The organism is Affinundibacterium nitidum (assembly GCF_014284155.1).
GTDB classification, from domain to species: Bacteria; Pseudomonadota; Gammaproteobacteria; order Burkholderiales; family Burkholderiaceae_D; genus Undibacterium; species Undibacterium nitidum.
Genome location: NZ_JACOFZ010000004.1, coordinates 123885 through 141078, shown reverse-complemented (window position 1 = coordinate 141078; position 17194 = coordinate 123885). Strand labels below are relative to the sequence as shown.

General features: G+C 46.5%; 15 protein-coding genes. 6 read left to right on the top strand and 9 right to left on the bottom strand.

The genetic code is table 11. The annotated features are described in order from the left end of the window. Nucleotides 1-105: 105 nt before the first annotated feature. The 3 genes from H8K36_RS12180 to ltaE all read right to left on the bottom strand — a co-directional run bounded on the left by H8K36_RS12180 (nt 106) and on the right by ltaE (nt 3811). A complete protein-coding gene (locus H8K36_RS12180; protein ID WP_186916750.1) occupies nt 106-714 on the bottom strand; it encodes a chalcone isomerase family protein in 609 nt (202 codons plus the stop codon). A gap of 70 nt (nt 715-784) precedes the next feature. Further along, on the bottom strand, nt 785-2491 hold the full coding sequence (locus tag H8K36_RS12175; protein WP_186916749.1) for a methyl-accepting chemotaxis protein: 1707 nt from the start codon (nt 2489-2491) through the stop codon (nt 785-787). 312 nt (nt 2492-2803) lie between these two features. Further along, nucleotides 2804-3811, bottom strand: a complete 1008-nt coding sequence (ltaE, locus tag H8K36_RS12170; protein WP_329604229.1) for a low-specificity L-threonine aldolase — start codon at nt 3809-3811, stop codon at nt 2804-2806. A gap of 252 nt (nt 3812-4063) precedes the next feature. On the opposite strand from ltaE, the gene H8K36_RS12165 reads away from it, so the two are divergent. From H8K36_RS12165 to H8K36_RS12145, 5 genes are all read left to right on the top strand, one after another. After that, nucleotides 4064-5008, top strand: a complete 945-nt coding sequence (locus tag H8K36_RS12165) for a 4-hydroxyproline epimerase (RefSeq protein WP_222611210.1) — start codon at nt 4064-4066, stop codon at nt 5006-5008. Continuing rightward, entirely contained in the window at nt 5005-6141 is a 1137-nt protein-coding gene (locus H8K36_RS12160) for an NAD(P)/FAD-dependent oxidoreductase (RefSeq protein WP_304941538.1), read from the top strand. The genes H8K36_RS12165 and H8K36_RS12160 overlap by 4 nt, the downstream gene beginning before the upstream one ends. Nucleotides 6142-6178: 37 nt before the next feature. After that, nucleotides 6179-6433 (top strand): 2Fe-2S iron-sulfur cluster-binding protein, encoded by a 255-nt coding sequence (locus tag H8K36_RS12155; RefSeq protein ID WP_186916747.1) that lies wholly within the window; start codon nt 6179-6181, stop codon nt 6431-6433. Further along, nucleotides 6430-7734 carry an FAD-dependent oxidoreductase gene (locus H8K36_RS12150; protein WP_186916746.1) on the top strand — a complete coding sequence of 435 codons (1305 nt, stop codon included), beginning with the start codon at nt 6430-6432 and terminating at the stop codon, nt 7732-7734. Before H8K36_RS12155 ends, H8K36_RS12150 begins: the two co-directional genes overlap by 4 nt. A gap of 128 nt (nt 7735-7862) precedes the next feature. After that, nucleotides 7863-8261 carry a YXWGXW repeat-containing protein gene (locus H8K36_RS12145; RefSeq protein WP_230404594.1) on the top strand — a complete coding sequence of 133 codons (399 nt, stop codon included), beginning with the start codon at nt 7863-7865 and terminating at the stop codon, nt 8259-8261. Between the two features lie 52 nt (nt 8262-8313). Here H8K36_RS12145 and H8K36_RS12140 read toward each other — a convergent pair whose 3' ends face one another. The 3 genes from H8K36_RS12140 to H8K36_RS12130 form a co-directional block, all read right to left on the bottom strand. Continuing rightward, nucleotides 8314-8733: a hypothetical protein gene (locus H8K36_RS12140; protein WP_186916745.1), complete on the bottom strand. Its 420-nt coding sequence runs from the start codon at nt 8731-8733 to the stop codon at nt 8314-8316. A gap of 105 nt (nt 8734-8838) precedes the next feature. After that, the gene (locus H8K36_RS12135) at nt 8839-9603 is read right to left on the bottom strand and encodes an alpha/beta hydrolase (RefSeq protein ID WP_186916744.1); all 765 of its coding nucleotides are present in this window, start codon (nt 9601-9603) and stop codon (nt 8839-8841) included. A gap of 85 nt (nt 9604-9688) precedes the next feature. Next, complete coding sequence (locus tag H8K36_RS12130) at nt 9689-10384, bottom strand: hypothetical protein (protein WP_186916743.1); 696 nt, start codon at nt 10382-10384, stop codon at nt 9689-9691. Nucleotides 10385-10868: 484 nt separating this feature from the next. On the opposite strand from H8K36_RS12130, the gene H8K36_RS12125 reads away from it, so the two are divergent. Beyond that, nucleotides 10869-11201, top strand: a complete 333-nt coding sequence (locus H8K36_RS12125; RefSeq protein WP_186916742.1) for an energy transducer TonB — start codon at nt 10869-10871, stop codon at nt 11199-11201. 107 nt (nt 11202-11308) lie between these two features. Here H8K36_RS12125 and H8K36_RS12120 read toward each other — a convergent pair whose 3' ends face one another. From H8K36_RS12120 to H8K36_RS12110, 3 genes are all read right to left on the bottom strand, one after another. Next, the gene (locus H8K36_RS12120) at nt 11309-12688 is read right to left on the bottom strand and encodes an amidohydrolase family protein (protein ID WP_186916741.1); all 1380 of its coding nucleotides are present in this window, start codon (nt 12686-12688) and stop codon (nt 11309-11311) included. 2 nt (nt 12689-12690) lie between these two features. Next, nucleotides 12691-15840, bottom strand: a complete 3150-nt coding sequence (locus H8K36_RS12115) for an amidohydrolase family protein (protein WP_186916740.1) — start codon at nt 15838-15840, stop codon at nt 12691-12693. Nucleotides 15841-16111: 271 nt separating this feature from the next. Next, nucleotides 16112-16915 carry an AraC family transcriptional regulator gene (locus H8K36_RS12110; RefSeq protein ID WP_230404593.1) on the bottom strand — a complete coding sequence of 268 codons (804 nt, stop codon included), beginning with the start codon at nt 16913-16915 and terminating at the stop codon, nt 16112-16114. Nucleotides 16916-17194: the final 279 nt, after the last annotated feature.

Sequence of the window (17194 nt, the reverse complement as noted above, 5' to 3'; positions counted from 1 at the left end):
CGGATTTTGAGAATTTTGTTTCGTTTCCTTAATTAAATCAGGCCACTCGAGCACAAAAAAAACCGGCTGCAAAAGCAGCCGGTTACATGTGAATGATTTCCTAATTTAGTTTTTCTCGCCGAGTAATTTATCTTTTAAAGTGCTGTCAACAGCGCGCTCACCGAGCCAGATTTTCAACACCGCGTTAAAAAACAGCGGCTCTGCAATGGTTTGGCCAATCTGTTTGCCGTTCAGGAATGATTGCATCCCAGTACCTGGCGTCCAATCGAGCGTCAACAAATCGCCCTTTTTCAAGCCTGGCACTGAAGCAAACATCTCACCGAATACAACGGTTTGATTGACCAATTTTGACTTTTCAGCTTTGTCTGAATTGTCATTCAGACCCTTCATGAATGCATCGCCGAAATCTTCAGAACTGATTTCACGTTGCATGACAATCTGCATTCTCTTTGGCCCTGTCAAAGCCAAAATATCTGCAGTGGTCGTCTTTTTCTCTGGCAAATATAAACCAGCGACGTAAAGTTTAAAGAAAGCCGCTTTCACGCGCATCCCCGCACCGTTCAACTTGAGATCTTTACCAGCAACCTTAACGGTATCTTCAAATTTAACGCCGTTCACTTCCGTAGCAGCCAAACTTTGACCACACACCAAAGCAAAACTGAGTGAAGCGAGAAAGACTTTGAAACCTGATTTGATGCTGAATGTGTGGCGCATATCAACTCCCGGTAGTTAATTAATCAATTTAAAAGCAAACTAGACTTTGCTTACATATTAGATCATATCTTCAGAACTCTTCCATATCCTCACTCCCCGCTCGAGGACTTGCTCTATTTGTATCATCACTGCCACGCAATAATCGTGGATTCGATTTCGTTGGCGCACGACGAGGTGCAGGTTTTACCGTACGTTGATTCTCCTCTTGTGCGGCTAGGGGAGCAACATAATCATTTTTGAGCTTGAACACGCTGACCACTTGCGCCAAATTGCTGGCTTGATTTTGCATTGCTTCAGCGGCGGCGGCAGCTTCTTCAACCAAGGCTGCGTTTTGTTGCGTCACATCGTCCATCTGTGCGATCGTACGATGCACACGCTCGATACCCGCACTTTGTTCTTGGCTAGCAGAAGTGATATCTGCCATGATGTCCGTCACACGTTTAACACTAGCGACAACCTCATCCATCGTGACGCCCGCCTGTTCAACCAGCTTACTACCCGCAGTTACTTCATCAACCGAAGCGCCAATTAAAGTCTTAATTTCCTTCGCCGCAGCAGCAGAACGCTGCGCTAAGCTTCGAACCTCGGAAGCCACCACTGCAAACCCTCGACCTTGTTCACCTGCGCGAGCTGCCTCTACCGCTGCATTCAATGCCAAGATATTCGTTTGGAAAGCGATGCCATCGATGACGCCGATAATATCGACAATCTTGCGGGATGAAGCATTGATCGAGCCCATGGTATCGACCACTTGTGAGACGACCGCTCCACCTTTTTCCGCAACCTCTGACGCAGACAATGCCAAGCGATTTGCCTGAGCTGCATGCTCTGCATTTTGTTTCACCGTATCGGTCAGATCGCGCATTGAGGTTGAAGTATCCTGTAACGAATGCGCCTGCTCCTCAGTACGATTAGAAAGATCTAAATTACCACTTGCGATTTCCATCGAAACCGAGGCGATGTTATCTGTCCCAGCACGCACCTCGCCAACAATTTTCAGCAAGCTTTCGTTCATATCACGCAAAGCTTGCATCATTTGACCGGTTTCATCGTTGTTCGTGACTTCAATGTCGCTACTCAAATCACCTTTGGCAACACGTTTTGCGACACGCACGGCATCGATCAACGGACGCGTAATGCTCTTCGTCGCCAAGAACGCGACCACAATACTGATACCGCCCGCCGCTAATGCTAGGAACAGAATAAAGGCACTTGTTTGTGTTGCGACTACCTCAGAATCTTTACCGGCTTGCTCCATCTGACTATTTTGGTGCGCAATAAAGTCATCTAAGGCTGCAAAATACTTACTTTGAATCGGGCGTATGGCGAACAGAAATTTAAGCATCGCTTCGTCTTTGCGGTCCTCATTGACTAGTGCCACAAACTTGGTTTGCAATGGAATGAACTTATCGCGTATCGCTGTAATAGCGGCTAACTGTTCGCGGCCCTTTGCGTCAGTGATGGTCTTGTTGAGGAGAGCGAGAGCTTCCTCATTTCCTGTATTTTCTTTCGCAATATTCGCCAGTTCTTTTTTAATCTGCTCCGGGTCAGTCATGATTAACACGTTGAGCATGTTGCGCGAGACTTCATTGAGCTGCGCTTTAATTTGATTCGCCACCACCGTTTTAGGATAACGGTCTTTGACCATAGTCGAAATTTCTTTACTAAGGCCACTGATGCGATAGTACGAAAGTCCCGCGAGCAAAGCCAACAGCGTAATGACCACACCAAAGCCCAGCGCCAGCCTTTGACCGATTCGAATATTTTGTAGATTCATTTTATGTGTTCCATGCAAATCGTTAAAACAAAGCACAACAGAACAAGAAACCGGTAACCCAATTTCATTCTTATGATACTTCCTACTGGTATTACCTTACGGACATTTTAGTTGCTTTCAAAAAACTTTGAAGCCTTTATTTCAAGATCTTTCACAAAAAAGACAGTATTTAACAATTTGCCCTAGAACATTCATTCAAAAAATTAAGAGTCTAGGGCGCTTGTGAATAAAGTTACTCAAAATTCAGCTAATTATGAACAAAATCGCTCATTTTCTGCTGCGTTGCAGCAATGGAATCTCTTTTTTTAAATACTAGTTAGAAAAGAATTGCTCGCAATGATGCAACATTTGTTCGATGTCTGTGTGGTTAATATCCAGATGAGTCACCAGTCGAATACGTTTTCCCGCTGAAATCAAAATTCCTCTTTGCTTCAAATATTCGCCCAAGCGTATCCCCATTTCTCGGCTCTCTAACTCAACATAAAGCATATTGGTGTGGGCGTTCTCTACTCGCAATTCCTGTATCTTACTCAACCCGATTTGCAAGCTTGAAGCATGATCGTGGTCTTCCTCAAGGCGTAACACATTATGGTCGAGGGCATACTCAATTCCAGCAGCCAAGATGCCAGCCTGCCGCATTCCTCCTCCCACCATTTTCCGCCACCGCTTGGCTGCTTCGATAAAATCTCGCGGTCCGCACAGCACACTGCCGATAGGTGCGCCAAGCCCTTTTGAACAACAAATTGAAACGGTGTCGAATTGCGCAGTGATCGATTCAAGGCTCAGCTTTTGGGCAACACAAGCGTTGAACACGCGCGCGCCGTCTAAGTGTGTTTTTAGGCCATGTTGTCTCGCCAACTCGATCGCACCAGCTAAATAGCCATTGCTTAATACCTTACCTAAATGCGTGTTTTCCAAGCTGAGTAAAGTTGAACATGCATAGTGGATGTCTTTAGGCTTAATGACAGCTTCAATGGCGCTCAAGCTTAAACTACCATCGCTTTCCACTGGCACTGGTTGCGGTACGATCCCGCCTAAACTAGCCGCGCCGCCCGATTCGTAGAGATAGGTGTGGTACTGCTGCCCAACGATATATTCATCTCCGCGACCACAATGAGTTAATAGCGCAATCAAATTACTTTGGGTGCCACTTGCGACCAAAAGTCCGGCCTCGTGCCCCGCCATCTCAGCCAACTTCGATTGCAGACAATTGACACTGGGATCATCACCGTAGACATCATCACCAACTTCAGCCTGCATCATTGCATGACGCATTGCTTGACTTGGTCTGGTCACTGTATCGCTACGAAAATCTATCACTTTGTTCATTTCATTTCTTTCTTCATTCGATGCCGCTTCTTTCCACTTAAGTTACTGTCGTTTGAACTTGGAGACCATTCATGGTCTTTAAGTTCCTGGTGTTTTCACCCACTACATTTGTTATCGAAATATCGTCCATTTTTAACTATGCTGATTTCTGCATATACCACCTTCAAATTCTGCAAGACAAAGCGAATCGCCCTTCGTTACACTATGTTGCACAACTAGCGAAACTTGGTAAAGGTGAAGTCCATGCAAAAAATTCATATCATTGATTCCCATACTGGCGGCGAACCAACTCGCTTAATCGTCGACGGGGGGCCAGACTTGGGTAATGGCACTCTAGCAGAACGGGTCAAAATATTTCGGGACAAATTTGATCATTACCGTAGTGCTGTCGTGTGTGAGCCACGCGGATCGGATGTTTTGGTGGGAGCCCTGCTCTGCAAACCACACGATCCGACTTGCAGCGCAGGGGTCATTTTTTTTAACAATGTTGGCTACCTTGGGATGTGCGGACACGGCACTATAGGATTAATTTCGACGCTCGCCTATCAGGGTGTACTCGCCTACGGCAAACACAAAATTGATACGCCAGTTGGTGCGGTGGAGGTCGAACTGCATGAAGATCATAGCGTCAGTGTCCACAACGTCCCGGCCTATCGAACACAGCATGCGGTAAGTGTAGAAGTTGAAGGTCATGGCACGGTAACGGGCGACGTTGCCTATGGCGGTAATTGGTTTTTCTTAGTGGCAGATCATGGGCAAGATATGCGCTTGGCGAATGTCGAAGCACTGACTAGCTTTAGTTGGCGAGTACGTGAAGCACTCAATGCTGCAGGCATCACAGGCGACGATGGTGCTGAAATCGATCATATCGAACTTTTTGCCGCACCAAGCTCCCATGATAACGACAGTCAAAATTTTGTCCTCTGTCCAGGTAAGGCCTATGATCGCTCACCTTGTGGCACAGGTACAAGTGCCAAACTCGCATGCCTCGCAGCCGATAAGAAGTTAAACGAGGGTGAAATTTGGCGACAAGAAAGCATTATTGGCAGCGTCTTCGAAGGAAGCTTCCGTCATGGTAGCGAAAATGGAAAAATTCACCCAACTATTCGCGGCACGGCTTTTGTCAACGCTGAGTCTCAATTAATTCTCGATCAAAATGATCCGTTTATTTGGGGTATCCGTACATGATGTCGACAAGCTCGTCTGATTACGATGTCGTTATCATCGGCGGCGGTATTGTCGGTTGTGCTTGCGCAGCTAGCCTAGCAAAACACGGCATCAAAGTAGCACTAATAGAATCTAATATTGTGGGCGGAGGCACGACCTCTGCTGGCATGGGGCATTTGGTCGTAATGGACGATAATCCTGCAGAACTTGCTCTGACGCGTTATAGCTTAGAGTTATGGCGCCAACTTGTGTCCCGTAATGGCGGCGATTTCAATCAGCATGAGTACAGTCAATGCGGCACAATCTGGGTCGCGGCAGATCAGGAAGAAATGGACGTAGCTGAGCTCAAATGTCGTGTGCTCAATGAGCATGGTGTGGCCAGTGAAATGCTTACTGCACAACAGTTATATGATAAAGAACCAAAACTACGTCCAGGATTAGCGGGTGGTGTTCTTGTCGCAGACGACGCTCTCGTCTACCCACCCAAAAGCGCGCAAATTTTACTCAACACCGCAATGAGCTTTGGCGCTCAATTGATTCGCGACACTGTAATTTCAATTGACGACAATGGTGTCAATTTGGCGTCGGGCTCAAACATCACCAGTAAAGAGACGATCGTGGCGAATGGTATTAGCGCCATGAATCTCGTACCAGATTTACCACTACGGCACAAAAAGGGACACCTTCTCATTACCGACCGTTATCCGCAATTCATACACCATCAGTTGGTTGAACTTGGCTACATAAAGAGCGCCCATGCTTCAGACGGTGACTCGGTCGCGTTCAACTTACAACCGCGCCCAACAGGACAGGTATTCATCGGTTCTTCTCGGCAGTTTGATGTCACCCACAAGGAAATTGATCTGCACATGCTTAGCAAAATGTTGGCGAGAGCGGCGTCTTATGTCCCCGCAATTCGTGATCTCAAGGCCATTCGAAGTTGGACGGGATTTCGAGCCGCAACGCCTGATGGACTCCCCTATATTGGGCCACATCCAAGTCGAAAAAACATTTGGATGGCGACAGGACATGAAGGGTTGGGCATTACCACATCGCTAGCGACCGCCGAGCTACTTAAGGATGCCATCTGTAGACAAACCAGTCAGATCGACATGCTTCCATATCTTCCAGCGCGGCATAGTCAATCGTGCTAACTGCTAGTGATCTCAATGAACCAAACTAAGCATCGCCATGAAATCTAAAATTAGCATTCACATTAACGGCCAGATTCACATGGTCGATCCTGGTCTGAGCGTCGCGGCAGCTCTCGCGCACTGCGGACAAATCGGCACAAGAATTTCTGTCAGTGGTGAAATACGAGCCCCCTTTTGTGGCATGGGAATCTGTCAAGAATGCAGAGTCACGGTCAATCAACAAGCGCATCAACTTGCCTGTCAGACGATGTGTAGTGACGGCATGTCTATCAACACGGGAGATATGCCATGACAGAAAAATTATTAATTATAGGAGCAGGCCCGGCCGGTTTAGCCGCGGCCCACGCAGCCGCGCCTTCAGGTATACAAATCGACATTATTGACGACAATTTTCAGTCAGGCGGACAAATTTGGCGCGGAGGATTTCAACAGCAGTCCGATGCTCGTGCCCGCTTGATCTGGCAGGAACTCAATCAAGCACAAAATGTGCATTTCCATTTCCAAACCAAGCTGGTGCATATTGAGCAGCACGATCAACTTTTCCTTGCGACCGCTGAACATGCGCCGCAATCAAGTAGCCAACAATTCATTGCCAACAAAGTCATTATCGCCACTGGCGCCCGTGAGTTATTACTGCCCTTTCCTGGTTGGACATTACCAGGAGTGACCGGTGCAGGTGGCCTGCAAGCCTTGGCAAAAAATGGTTTTCCGGTCAAAGACAAAAAAATCATTGTCGCTGGAACGGGGCCATTGCTGCTTGCAGCGGCCGCAACCTTGACGGCCCGTGGCGCGATCGTGACACACATCATCGAACAAGCACCGATGTCGGCATTACGGCAATTCGCTTATAGCTTATTGAAAACGCCAAGCAAAATCAAACAAGCAATTGGGCTAGCGTGGAAACTCAAACAGAGCCGCTACTACAGTGATAGCTTTGTGGTAGCGGCAGACATGATGCAAGAACAAAAACGGGTAAGGATATCCACTAAGGGAAAAATAGTCGAATTAAGTTGCGACTACTTGGCATGCGGATATGGCTTAACCCCTAACCTAGAGATTGCCGCTGGACTCGGCTGCGAACTGCAGCACACAAATACGAATTCGCATGTAAAAGTAAATCAATGGCAGGAAACAAGCATCAAACAGATTTATTGTGCTGGCGAGTCCACAGGCATTGGCGGTGTCGATCTCGCACTCGCCGAAGGTTACATCGCGGGTTACGCTTCTAGTCAACGAACTGAATATGCAACCCCAATGCTACAAGAACGCGCTATTTGGCGCCAATTTGCAGAAAAATTGGAGTTACATTTTGCGTTGCGCCCTGAGTTACGACACTTGTGTGAAAGTGAAACAATCATATGTCGTTGCGAGGATGTCCGCTACGGACAATTACAACAATTCAATGAATGGCGCGGAGCAAAATTACATACGCGCTGTGGGATGGGTGCTTGCCAAGGGCGCATATGCGGGAATATCAATCGTTTCTTATTTTCCTGGGAACGAGATCTTGGACGCCTGCCGCTTCAAACTACTTCCATCAAACACATCATGGCGATTCGAAGCTCAGATGAAGATCCAAACTTAAATCAGTAAAATAACGTCACCATACGCCACGCATCAATACAACTGAAAGAAATCGTTACAACTTCTTACAGCGTGGTGATATGGATTTTACTAAGATGCAGTCACAGGTAATTTAAAGCTCATCTTAGGAGATCATCATGTCTAACATGCTTATGCAAAAATTCGGAATGAGCACGGTCGTGGTTTCAGGCCTGCTACTGAGTGCTTGCACTGTTGTCACGCCAGCACCGGTATACCATCGAAGCAATGTGCAATACCCAGCACCAACAAATTATCCACCAACAAATGAAGTTCAAGTACAGGAAGTGGTGACTGAAGTAGCGCCGCCCGCTCCCATGCAGGAAGTGATTACCGTAGCACCGGCACCTGGCTATATTTGGATCAACGGCTTCTGGTACTGGCAAGGTGGGCGCCACGTTTGGCGCGCTGGTTATTGGTCAGCGCCGCGTATAGGATTCACTTGGGTGCCACATCGATGGGAGCGCGTCGGTGTCAGTTGGCATTTTCGCGCCGGCCATTGGGGCCGTCAACGCTAACTTCCAATAAGGATCATGCTCGGTAAGCGACAATGTTCGCTGCCGAGCTCAATTATCTCTTCGCTTTATCGAGTACTTCTTTACCCCAAGTTTTGGCTTGCTCAATATTTTCAAAGATATGCTCGATTTGGATTTTTTCATAGCTAAAACGCACGATGTCCCGACCAGACACGGTATCGTTAGCGACAATTGCGTGTCCCAAGCACGGTAGATTCTTGAGCGCATATTGAACCACTTGCGCGATACGTTCCAATGCATCTGGCGGACACAAAATTGATTCATGAACCGTAGTGATTGCAACATAAGGCAAGCTGCTTGAAAACGACTTTGCTAGAGGTAGGGCATGTTGAGCCCAGTAATCAACTAATTCTCGGTTCCACGGCCCGGTCACTTCCGTCAAAAGAAACTGATTTTCAATCCACACTTTAAATTTACCATGCGGCCTAAAGACAAAATTGAGTGAATTTTCCAAAAATCTTCTCTTTTCTTGAATCGTTATTATGAGAACGTCGAATTAGTTACCAACTGTGTCTCACACCTTTCTGTTTCTGATGCAAAACTGCAAGCGGATATGCTCTCACTGAGGGGTCATTAACGCTGGTAAATAATCTGGACTATTTGAAATTCCATTGTGCCAAGCCTTTTTTACCACAACCAACTTCACCTGACCATTCTTAAACTCGTTTTTCAATGCTAAGGTACCAACCAGTGGTGTAAGTTGGTCCCACTCTGCGGCCACTATCAAGGTCGGTGCTTTAACTAGGGGCGCATACCTAAACGACTCATACTTATCACGCAACAGCAGACTCACTGGCAAATAAGGATACTGGCCCCACGCAACGCTTTCCATGCTGTAATAAGGTGTAATCAATATCAAACGACTTGTGTCACGACGACTCGCTAAATAAGTCGCGACGCCTGTACCAAGACTCCGCCCCACAACCATAATGTCATGATGCTTGGTCTTAATACTATCGTAGAGGCCAAGAGCGTCTTCGAATAATCCTTGCTCACTCGCTTGCCCTGTACTTCCTCCATAACCACGATAGTGCATGAGATAAATCGCTCTATCAGGAAATGCTTTTGCCAACTGCGGCAGCGATAAACTCACATCTTCTGCATTGCCCCCAAAATAAACAATCGCACTTAATGCCTGTGTTTGATGTGTTGAAATTACGAGATTCGCATCCGGCACCGGAAGACGAATGGCATTGGCGTCGTTTGCATGAGAGACAGGCGCTGGATAATAGATCAACGAGCGTTGTGCGACAAACATTGCCGCACACAAGCCCACGTAGAGCAATATCAAGAACGCCAAGAAACGAAAAATGAAACGCCGCATAAATAAACACCAGGTAATTCGAACGTGGACAAAAACTCACAATTCAACATTTTAACGATCTGCAGTACAAAATCAGAAACTTTATCTAATTCGCAATGTCGATACCAAGGTCTGAAGGGGAAATTCCACGAACCGGTTCGCATGTATCAAGAATCGCATAGACCGCGGAAGCACAAACGAAAACATGTTGAGGTCCTAAGGTAGATGGCCGAGGATCGCGAAAAATATACAATTCTCCATCAGCTGTTCCTTTCTTATCATCAAAAATACGATCGAGTAAGGCTAAAGGAAATTTCCCCTCACTACGCGCGGCTATTTTGCGATGAACTTTTTCCGTATAACCGTAATCGACTTCACGTGTCGTATTTTGTCGAGTCGCATGTAACATCAAGTAGGTTGGCTCACCGCGCACACCCGGGAACAACGTTCTATTTTCTCCAAGCAAAAATACTGAGGCGCAGGCCGAAGCACACGCTCCTCGCGCCTCTGTTCCTAGATGATAGTTTTGGATCAACTGCTCAACTTGATCGATAATGGTCCCTGCAGACGCACTCGCGCCAGGAGAATTGCGAAACTGAATTACGTTATATTGATTAGGATGATGTTCAATGAGACTAACTAAATCGGAGAGACTGGCTCGTGTTAGCTCTCCACGCCAAATTAGGCGAGTATGATCACTGACAATTTTGCGCGGTACTAATACAAGTATCAACACCACCATCATCAGTACTAGGGGCTGACCAAATTTCGGCAGTTGCCGTAACATCTTTTTTTTAAACACTGAAATTCTCAACTGAGTGTACCAACAAATAAAACAAACGAGACATTGTGTTTTTAACACTCGCATCGAACTATCTCGATGACAACATCATTATCCTAGGGAATCGATAGTCGCCACTACGTTTTAACAAAAATTAATTCTCAATACCGAATTATTCGACTTCGATCACCAAAAAAACGACATTTTTTAATTTGGAACTTTTGCCCCAGGTCTGTGCAAATTTAATCAATTGCATTCAGAATGCAAAAAATTTTGCACAAAAAAAGTGAAAGCAATTCGAATTAAGCAAATCGATTTGCACTGAAATTATGCATGGCCCAAGATATATTTTCTCGATATAGCATGCATATGAAATCACAATTTCATTTTCAACGAAGCGCTACGTATAGTGACTCCAACGGCAAGGCATTTGACACAATCGAATGTCCCACTCTTGCGAAAACGCCGACCATAGTTTTCGTTTTTCATTTTTTCAGGAGGTTCTATGAACACGACAGCTCGCTTCTCTATCGTCCTTTCCGCTGCACTTTTTGCCGCTACAACATTCACTGCAAATGCGGCTGAGATCATCAATCCGTTCAATACAAATGCTTGTTCCGCCCCTGCCTATAATGACCAGTTGTTGCGTCAAGATGTGAGCGGCGCCGTTAAACTGCGCTTCGCGACCGATGCTAAAGGCAAAGTGGTAGACGCACGCATCGAAGAGTCAAGTGGAAACCGTGAACTCGATAGCGCATCGATTACAGCATTGAAGAATTGCCAATTCAAAAACCAAGTTGAGTCCAAAGTCATCGTATTCAATTGGAAAATCCAATAAGCCTCAAGTTAACATCCCATAAAAAAACGCGGCCGATCTGTTTATCGATGGCCGCGCTTTTTATTTGAAGAAAAAAGTTTTCACTTCATTTTTTCAATTCACTCTTCCTACTTAGCTGTGTCTTTCTTTTGCAGATATTTTTGTTGATACTTCTCTGTCAAACGAGATTGTTTTGTCGAACCATCAACCACTCTACCCTGAATGTAAATTTGTTCGATCTTAGTCATCGTTTCTAACGGATCGCCATTGCTAACAAAGAAGTTAGCAAGCTTACCAGCCTCTAATGACCCTAATTTATCGGCCACACCAAGAATCTGTGCCGGGTACAATGTAATCGCCTTTAAGGCTTCGTTTGCATCTAAACCGAAGGTGGCCGCCACCGCTGCTTCATACGGTAAATTACGTTCATTGTGTGCATCATCATCAGCACCTCCGCGGGCAATACAAAACTGCACGCCAGCTGACGCTAACTTTGCTGCCAGGCTATAGGGCGAATCGTAATCAGCACCACGTCGAACGGGCAATTTATGGATACCGGTAACAATCACAGGTATTTTTCGCTCGCGCAAAATATCGGCAAATGCAGGTGAATCCATACCGCCGACCAATACCATTTTGAGACGATAGCGTTCAGCAAAGTTAATCGCAAAACGAATTTGCGAGGCGTCTTGTGCATGAAAGAACACTGGGCGCGTACCTGCCAACACCGGCAACATTGCTTCCCAGCGTACGTCAATCTGCGTGCCATCTTTGTTGGCTCGCCCATCACGGTAGGCAATCGCCGAATCAAATGTCTCTTCTAACATCTTGAGTCGTTGCGCGCTTGATTTACGCAACTCCTCTAAACGAGAGTCCAGAGGTGCGGGGAACAATTCAGGATTAAAACGCATGAAGGGAATACTAATATGCAAACCCACTTCGGCCTGCACGGACATATCTTCCCAGGTCCAACCATCTAACTGAATCAAAGATGAGATACCATTGATCATACCAACTGGGCCTGGGGTTGGTACACTTAGTGCAGCCAACACACCATTTGTGCGCGTCGTTGGAATCAACTCGCTATCTGGATTCACCGCGACAATCGCACGGGCATTCGGATTAATTGCGCCTGCTTCCGCAAAATCAGCTGTCGCACGCACCGATTGCACTTCGGCCAAACCCATCACTGAGTTTGCTGCAATCATGCCCGGATAAATATGCTTACCACTGACATCAATCACTTTGACATCTGCTGGCGCGCTTAGCGTTGCGCCAATTGCTGTGATTTTTCCTTTTTCCACCAGCATCTGCCCGTTAACGATATTGTCACCACTGACAGTATGTATCGTCGCGCCTTTGAACAACAATGGTGTTTTTTGTGCAGGTGCAGGTACGTTGTCCGACGCCAATGCTCCCGCGGAAAAAAGTAAAGAAACCGCACAGACACTTAGGCGCTGAGTCCACTCACCCTTAAACGAGCTACTATTTATTTGTATTTGCTTCATGATTAATCCTCCGTGCACTCATGTGCTTCCGCACCAGCCCAATAGCCTGTGCGATGTTGACTCATTCGATGTAGCCACTGCTGTAGCTCTAAGTAGGCTTGATTCGCCGCAAGCATTTCTGCTGGAGTTTTAGGTACTACAGCTTTTTCTGCATCTGCAGCTTTTGCTGGCACAGCTGGTGCATTACTCTTACTAGCAATGACCTTCGCCGCAATGCGCTGACGTTCTGCTTGAGCCTCTTGACGCAAACGAGTATCACTTACCAAATCAAAATACAAACGTCCTTCGATCCAGGTTTGTTCGGCACGACTAAAAGTTGACAATGGACTGGTATTCCAGATCACAAAATCAGCGTCTTTACCCACTTCCAAAGACCCTGTGCGATGATCAATCTTCAGTTGTTTTGCTGGATTTAAGGTCACGAATTTAAATGCTTCGGTTTCAGACAAGCCACCATATTTGACCGCTTTGGCAGCTTCGGTATTTAAATGACGCGCCAACTCATCACTATCTGAATTAAAGCTAGTGACAACACCTGCGTTATGCATCAATGCACCGTTGAATGGAATCGCATCAGCCACTTCCATCTTATAGCCCCACCAGTCTGAAAAGGTCGAACCACCTGCCCCCAAACCTGCAATCACATCAGCCACTTTGTAACCTTCCATCACATGCTGGAAAGTGCCTACCATCAAATTAAATTCCTGAGCGATACGAGCGAACATCAGAATTTCATCTTGACGATAAGAGTGAATATGAATCATTCGCTTGCGTTCTAACAGTTCAACCAATGTATCGAGTTGCAAATCTCGACGAGGCTCAACACTATTAGAGGGAGATTTTTTCCATGCATCGCGCTCCTCTTTATAGGCACGTGCTGCCAAAAAGGCGCTACGCAAAATCTGTTCAACACCCATTCGTGTTTGTGGGTAGCGCCCCGTTGAATCGTTACCCCAGTTAGCCTGCTTCACGTTTTCGCCAAGAGCGAATTTAATGCCAGGAAACGCGCCATCCAACTTCAAGCCTTCGGCATCTGAACCCCAACGCAACTTAATCACTTGATTTTGGCCACCTACTGTATTGGCCGAACCGTGCAACACATTGGCGGTAGTCACACCACCCGCTAGCTGGCGATAGATATTGATACTTGAGGCGTCGATAATGTCACCGACACGCACTTCTGCAGTAATTGAACTCGTTGCCTCATTAATACCCTGCATCATTGCAGTATGTGAATGCGCATCGATAATACCCGGCGTAACATGCTTACCGTTGGCATCGATCACTTTGGCATTCGCTGGCGCTTTGAGATCTTTGCCAATCGCGCTGATCTTACCATCGACCACCAGCATGTCTGACTGTTCAAGCTTACCTGCTTTAGCGCTCGTCCAGATTGTGGCGTTTTTGATCAAGATTACAGACACGCGTTCAGGTGTCGTAATCGCAAACGGTCCGGCGGGATAAGTGTTAACCAAGGCTGCTGGCATTTTCTCTGGCTTTGCTGGCGTCGTGTCGGCAACCATCGCCTTAGTACGAATTGCTGACCAAGCCTTAGTTTGGCCTTGCGCATCTCGCTCGGTGCCTTGCAAGCTATTGTCACGACCGTCGGCGAGTATCACATGCTCCCCAGACTTATCGGAATATTTCGCCAATAATTGGGAATCTTTAAGCGTCAACTCTACGTTCACACCATCAATCGTCAACATCGGTTTCGCAGCCGTGCCAGCAATATTCCAAACTGCTGTTTTACCGGCACTAACCACGTTCCATGTTCCTCGCAACTCAAAACGATTGTAATTTTCAGTCGTGTAGGGTTTACCTTCGACGAAGGTAATTTCTACAGTCGCTTTTTCGTCACTAAATAAGTCGCCGGAAGCCACCACTAAGTTTGCCATTTGACCGGAGGCGATCGAACCTAAACGTTTTTGCTCTCCAAGTAGTTTTGCTGGAACAGTGGTGAGTCCAGCCAATGCTTGATCGATACTCAAACCGCGACGAATTGCCTGACGAAGCCGTGTCCAAAATTCTTTCTTTGCATCTTTCAAGCCTGCTGGTGTGACTGCGAATTCTATTCCTGCTTTTTCAACGTAAGCCAAATTCGATGGTGCCTGCTCCCAGTGCTGCAAGCCCTCTAAGGACGTATCGAGTGCCAAGTCTGGATTGTCAACTTCCGGTGCATTTGGAAACAACAGAGGCACAATCACCGCCATTCCACTTGTTTTCAAGTGGTTGGTGCGACGGTATTCGTAGCCATTGCCTTGCAAAATCACTTTGAGACCAAATTCATCGCGGATTTTGGCAATGCGTTGATAAGCTTGTTCATTGTCGGTCGCATAGATCACTGGTTGCCGACCATTGATCACCGCCTTTAGCGCTTCGAGCGAATCATTAATCTGTGGACGCTCGGTCTTCAATTTAGTGTCCGTGGCACGTTGGTACCACTGTGCATCGTAAAAAGTCTGACGCACTTGCGCAATTACACCCATCAGAGAATTGGGATAAGCTCCACGACCACCAGCATCCAACTCATTTGCCATATGCTGTGCAACGCGGGTGTTGATCACCATATTCTTGGCATTGTCATTTGAGTTTAAGCTCAACAAGGCACTTTGTCCGCGGAAAATACCATGAGTCGGTGTCGCGAGCACTGTAGCAAAACCAAGTTCGCGATAATTTTTGACTTCATCAGATTTCGGTTCCAACTGTTTCGCTACGTCCTGCTCAGGATGAACGCGTAAATTTTCAGCTGAAATTGCACGACCATTAATTACCCGCGGGCTAGCCGGACGTCCAGGAACCGCAGGGCCGGATGCGGCTAAGCCTGACGGCACACCTACGGGGCTTGCCATATCGATGAAACCTGAGTAAACCGTACGCCCTTCGAGTTTCCACACTTTTGCGCCGGCTGGAGCTGGGGCATTTGCGGCGACAGAGACAATCACGCCATCTTTGACAACAATCGTACCGTTTTCAATCACTTTACCCGGTGCCATCACCACCCTTGCGCCTGTCAACGCATGCCAACTTGGATTATTTTCCCGCAGCCCCTCAACGCGGGAGGTATTGGTTTGTGCCTGAGCGAATGTCGACACTAACCCTAGTGTGCCAACAAAAATCGAAGCAAGTGGCCGCAGCCTCCATCTAACTTGCATAAGTTCTCCTGTGTTGAAATATTCTTTATGGCGAATCAAGCAATTCTGATCAATCACCAATGCTTTTTAAATAAAAACTTGCGCCTTCTTTACAGCGACCTTCTAAGACTACAAAGATGATGAAAGATTCCCTCGAATCGAACAATATCAGTCAATTTAAAGAAAACTGCACTTCGACGTTGCGCTTTTGATGAATTCACGATGAAAAAAAAACCCGAGCAAAGCCCGGGCGTGAAGAAAGCATTTAACAAATTTATTCGTTGGCTGAAGATCAGTGCGCGCGAGTCGCCCTTTTAAGCAGGACTTCGCGGTATTCACTCGGCGTCACACCAACTGTCGCCTTAAACATGCGACTAAACGCGCTGTGGTCTTGGTAGCCGCATGATGCCGCAATATCGGTGATGCTACGGCTATGATCAGCGAGGAGATTGGTTGCAGCATCAAGTTTGACCTTAGTCATAAACTGACGAGGCGTCAGAGAAAATATCTTTTGAAAGTAACGTTCGATTTGCGCCACTGACAGGCCCGTAATTTTCTCTAACTCAGCCATGTGCACATTCTCTGCATAGTGCGTATGGATATGACGAACTGCTGCTGCGATACGATGATAAACAGGATGACGTTGATCTGGCATACCTAGATCACGAGAGGTGCCGCTTAGGCCGATAATCCTTTGCGCACCATCACGTAAAGCAATCTTATTGGTTAAGCACCAACCTGGATCTCTATCTGGATACAGGTGCAGTTCGAGCTGATCGCGAACTTCACTTCCACCATTTAGCACCAACTGGTCTTGCTGCTCGAATGTAGCAGCCAAACTTGGCGGAAAGACTTCGTTGACGGTGCGACCGACCAACTCGTATTTGTCCTTTAGGCCACAACGGGTGACCAAAGTTTGATTGACAACCACGTATCGCCCATCAAGGTCTTTAACAAAGAACACGACGTCAGGCATAGCATCAAACAAAGGTTCTGCAAAAAACACATTGTCGATCGCTCCGGCCAAATGTACTCGCGTCGCCCCTGCCGTGTCACTGGTCTCATTGGTCTTCGCGCTAAGAATCATGTCTAGCATCTCTAACTTATTTCTTTTGGTTAAATATTTAACAACAATCTTACCTGATTTTGCTTTTTTTTCAAATTCGACCATTAAGTTTTTTTGAATGTGTGGTTTTTCCGATCTCTATTTGGAAAATCATGTGCCAAGCGTAATTTTTACTTGGCGCAAACACGAAACTCCAAAATAATTAGGAACTTTCCCGAAAAACCATGATAAATATATTGTAAATATATTAGATTGAGTTTACACTTCTGCTCAAGCAGTTGTTCAATTTAATTTACAAAAGGAAGCGAA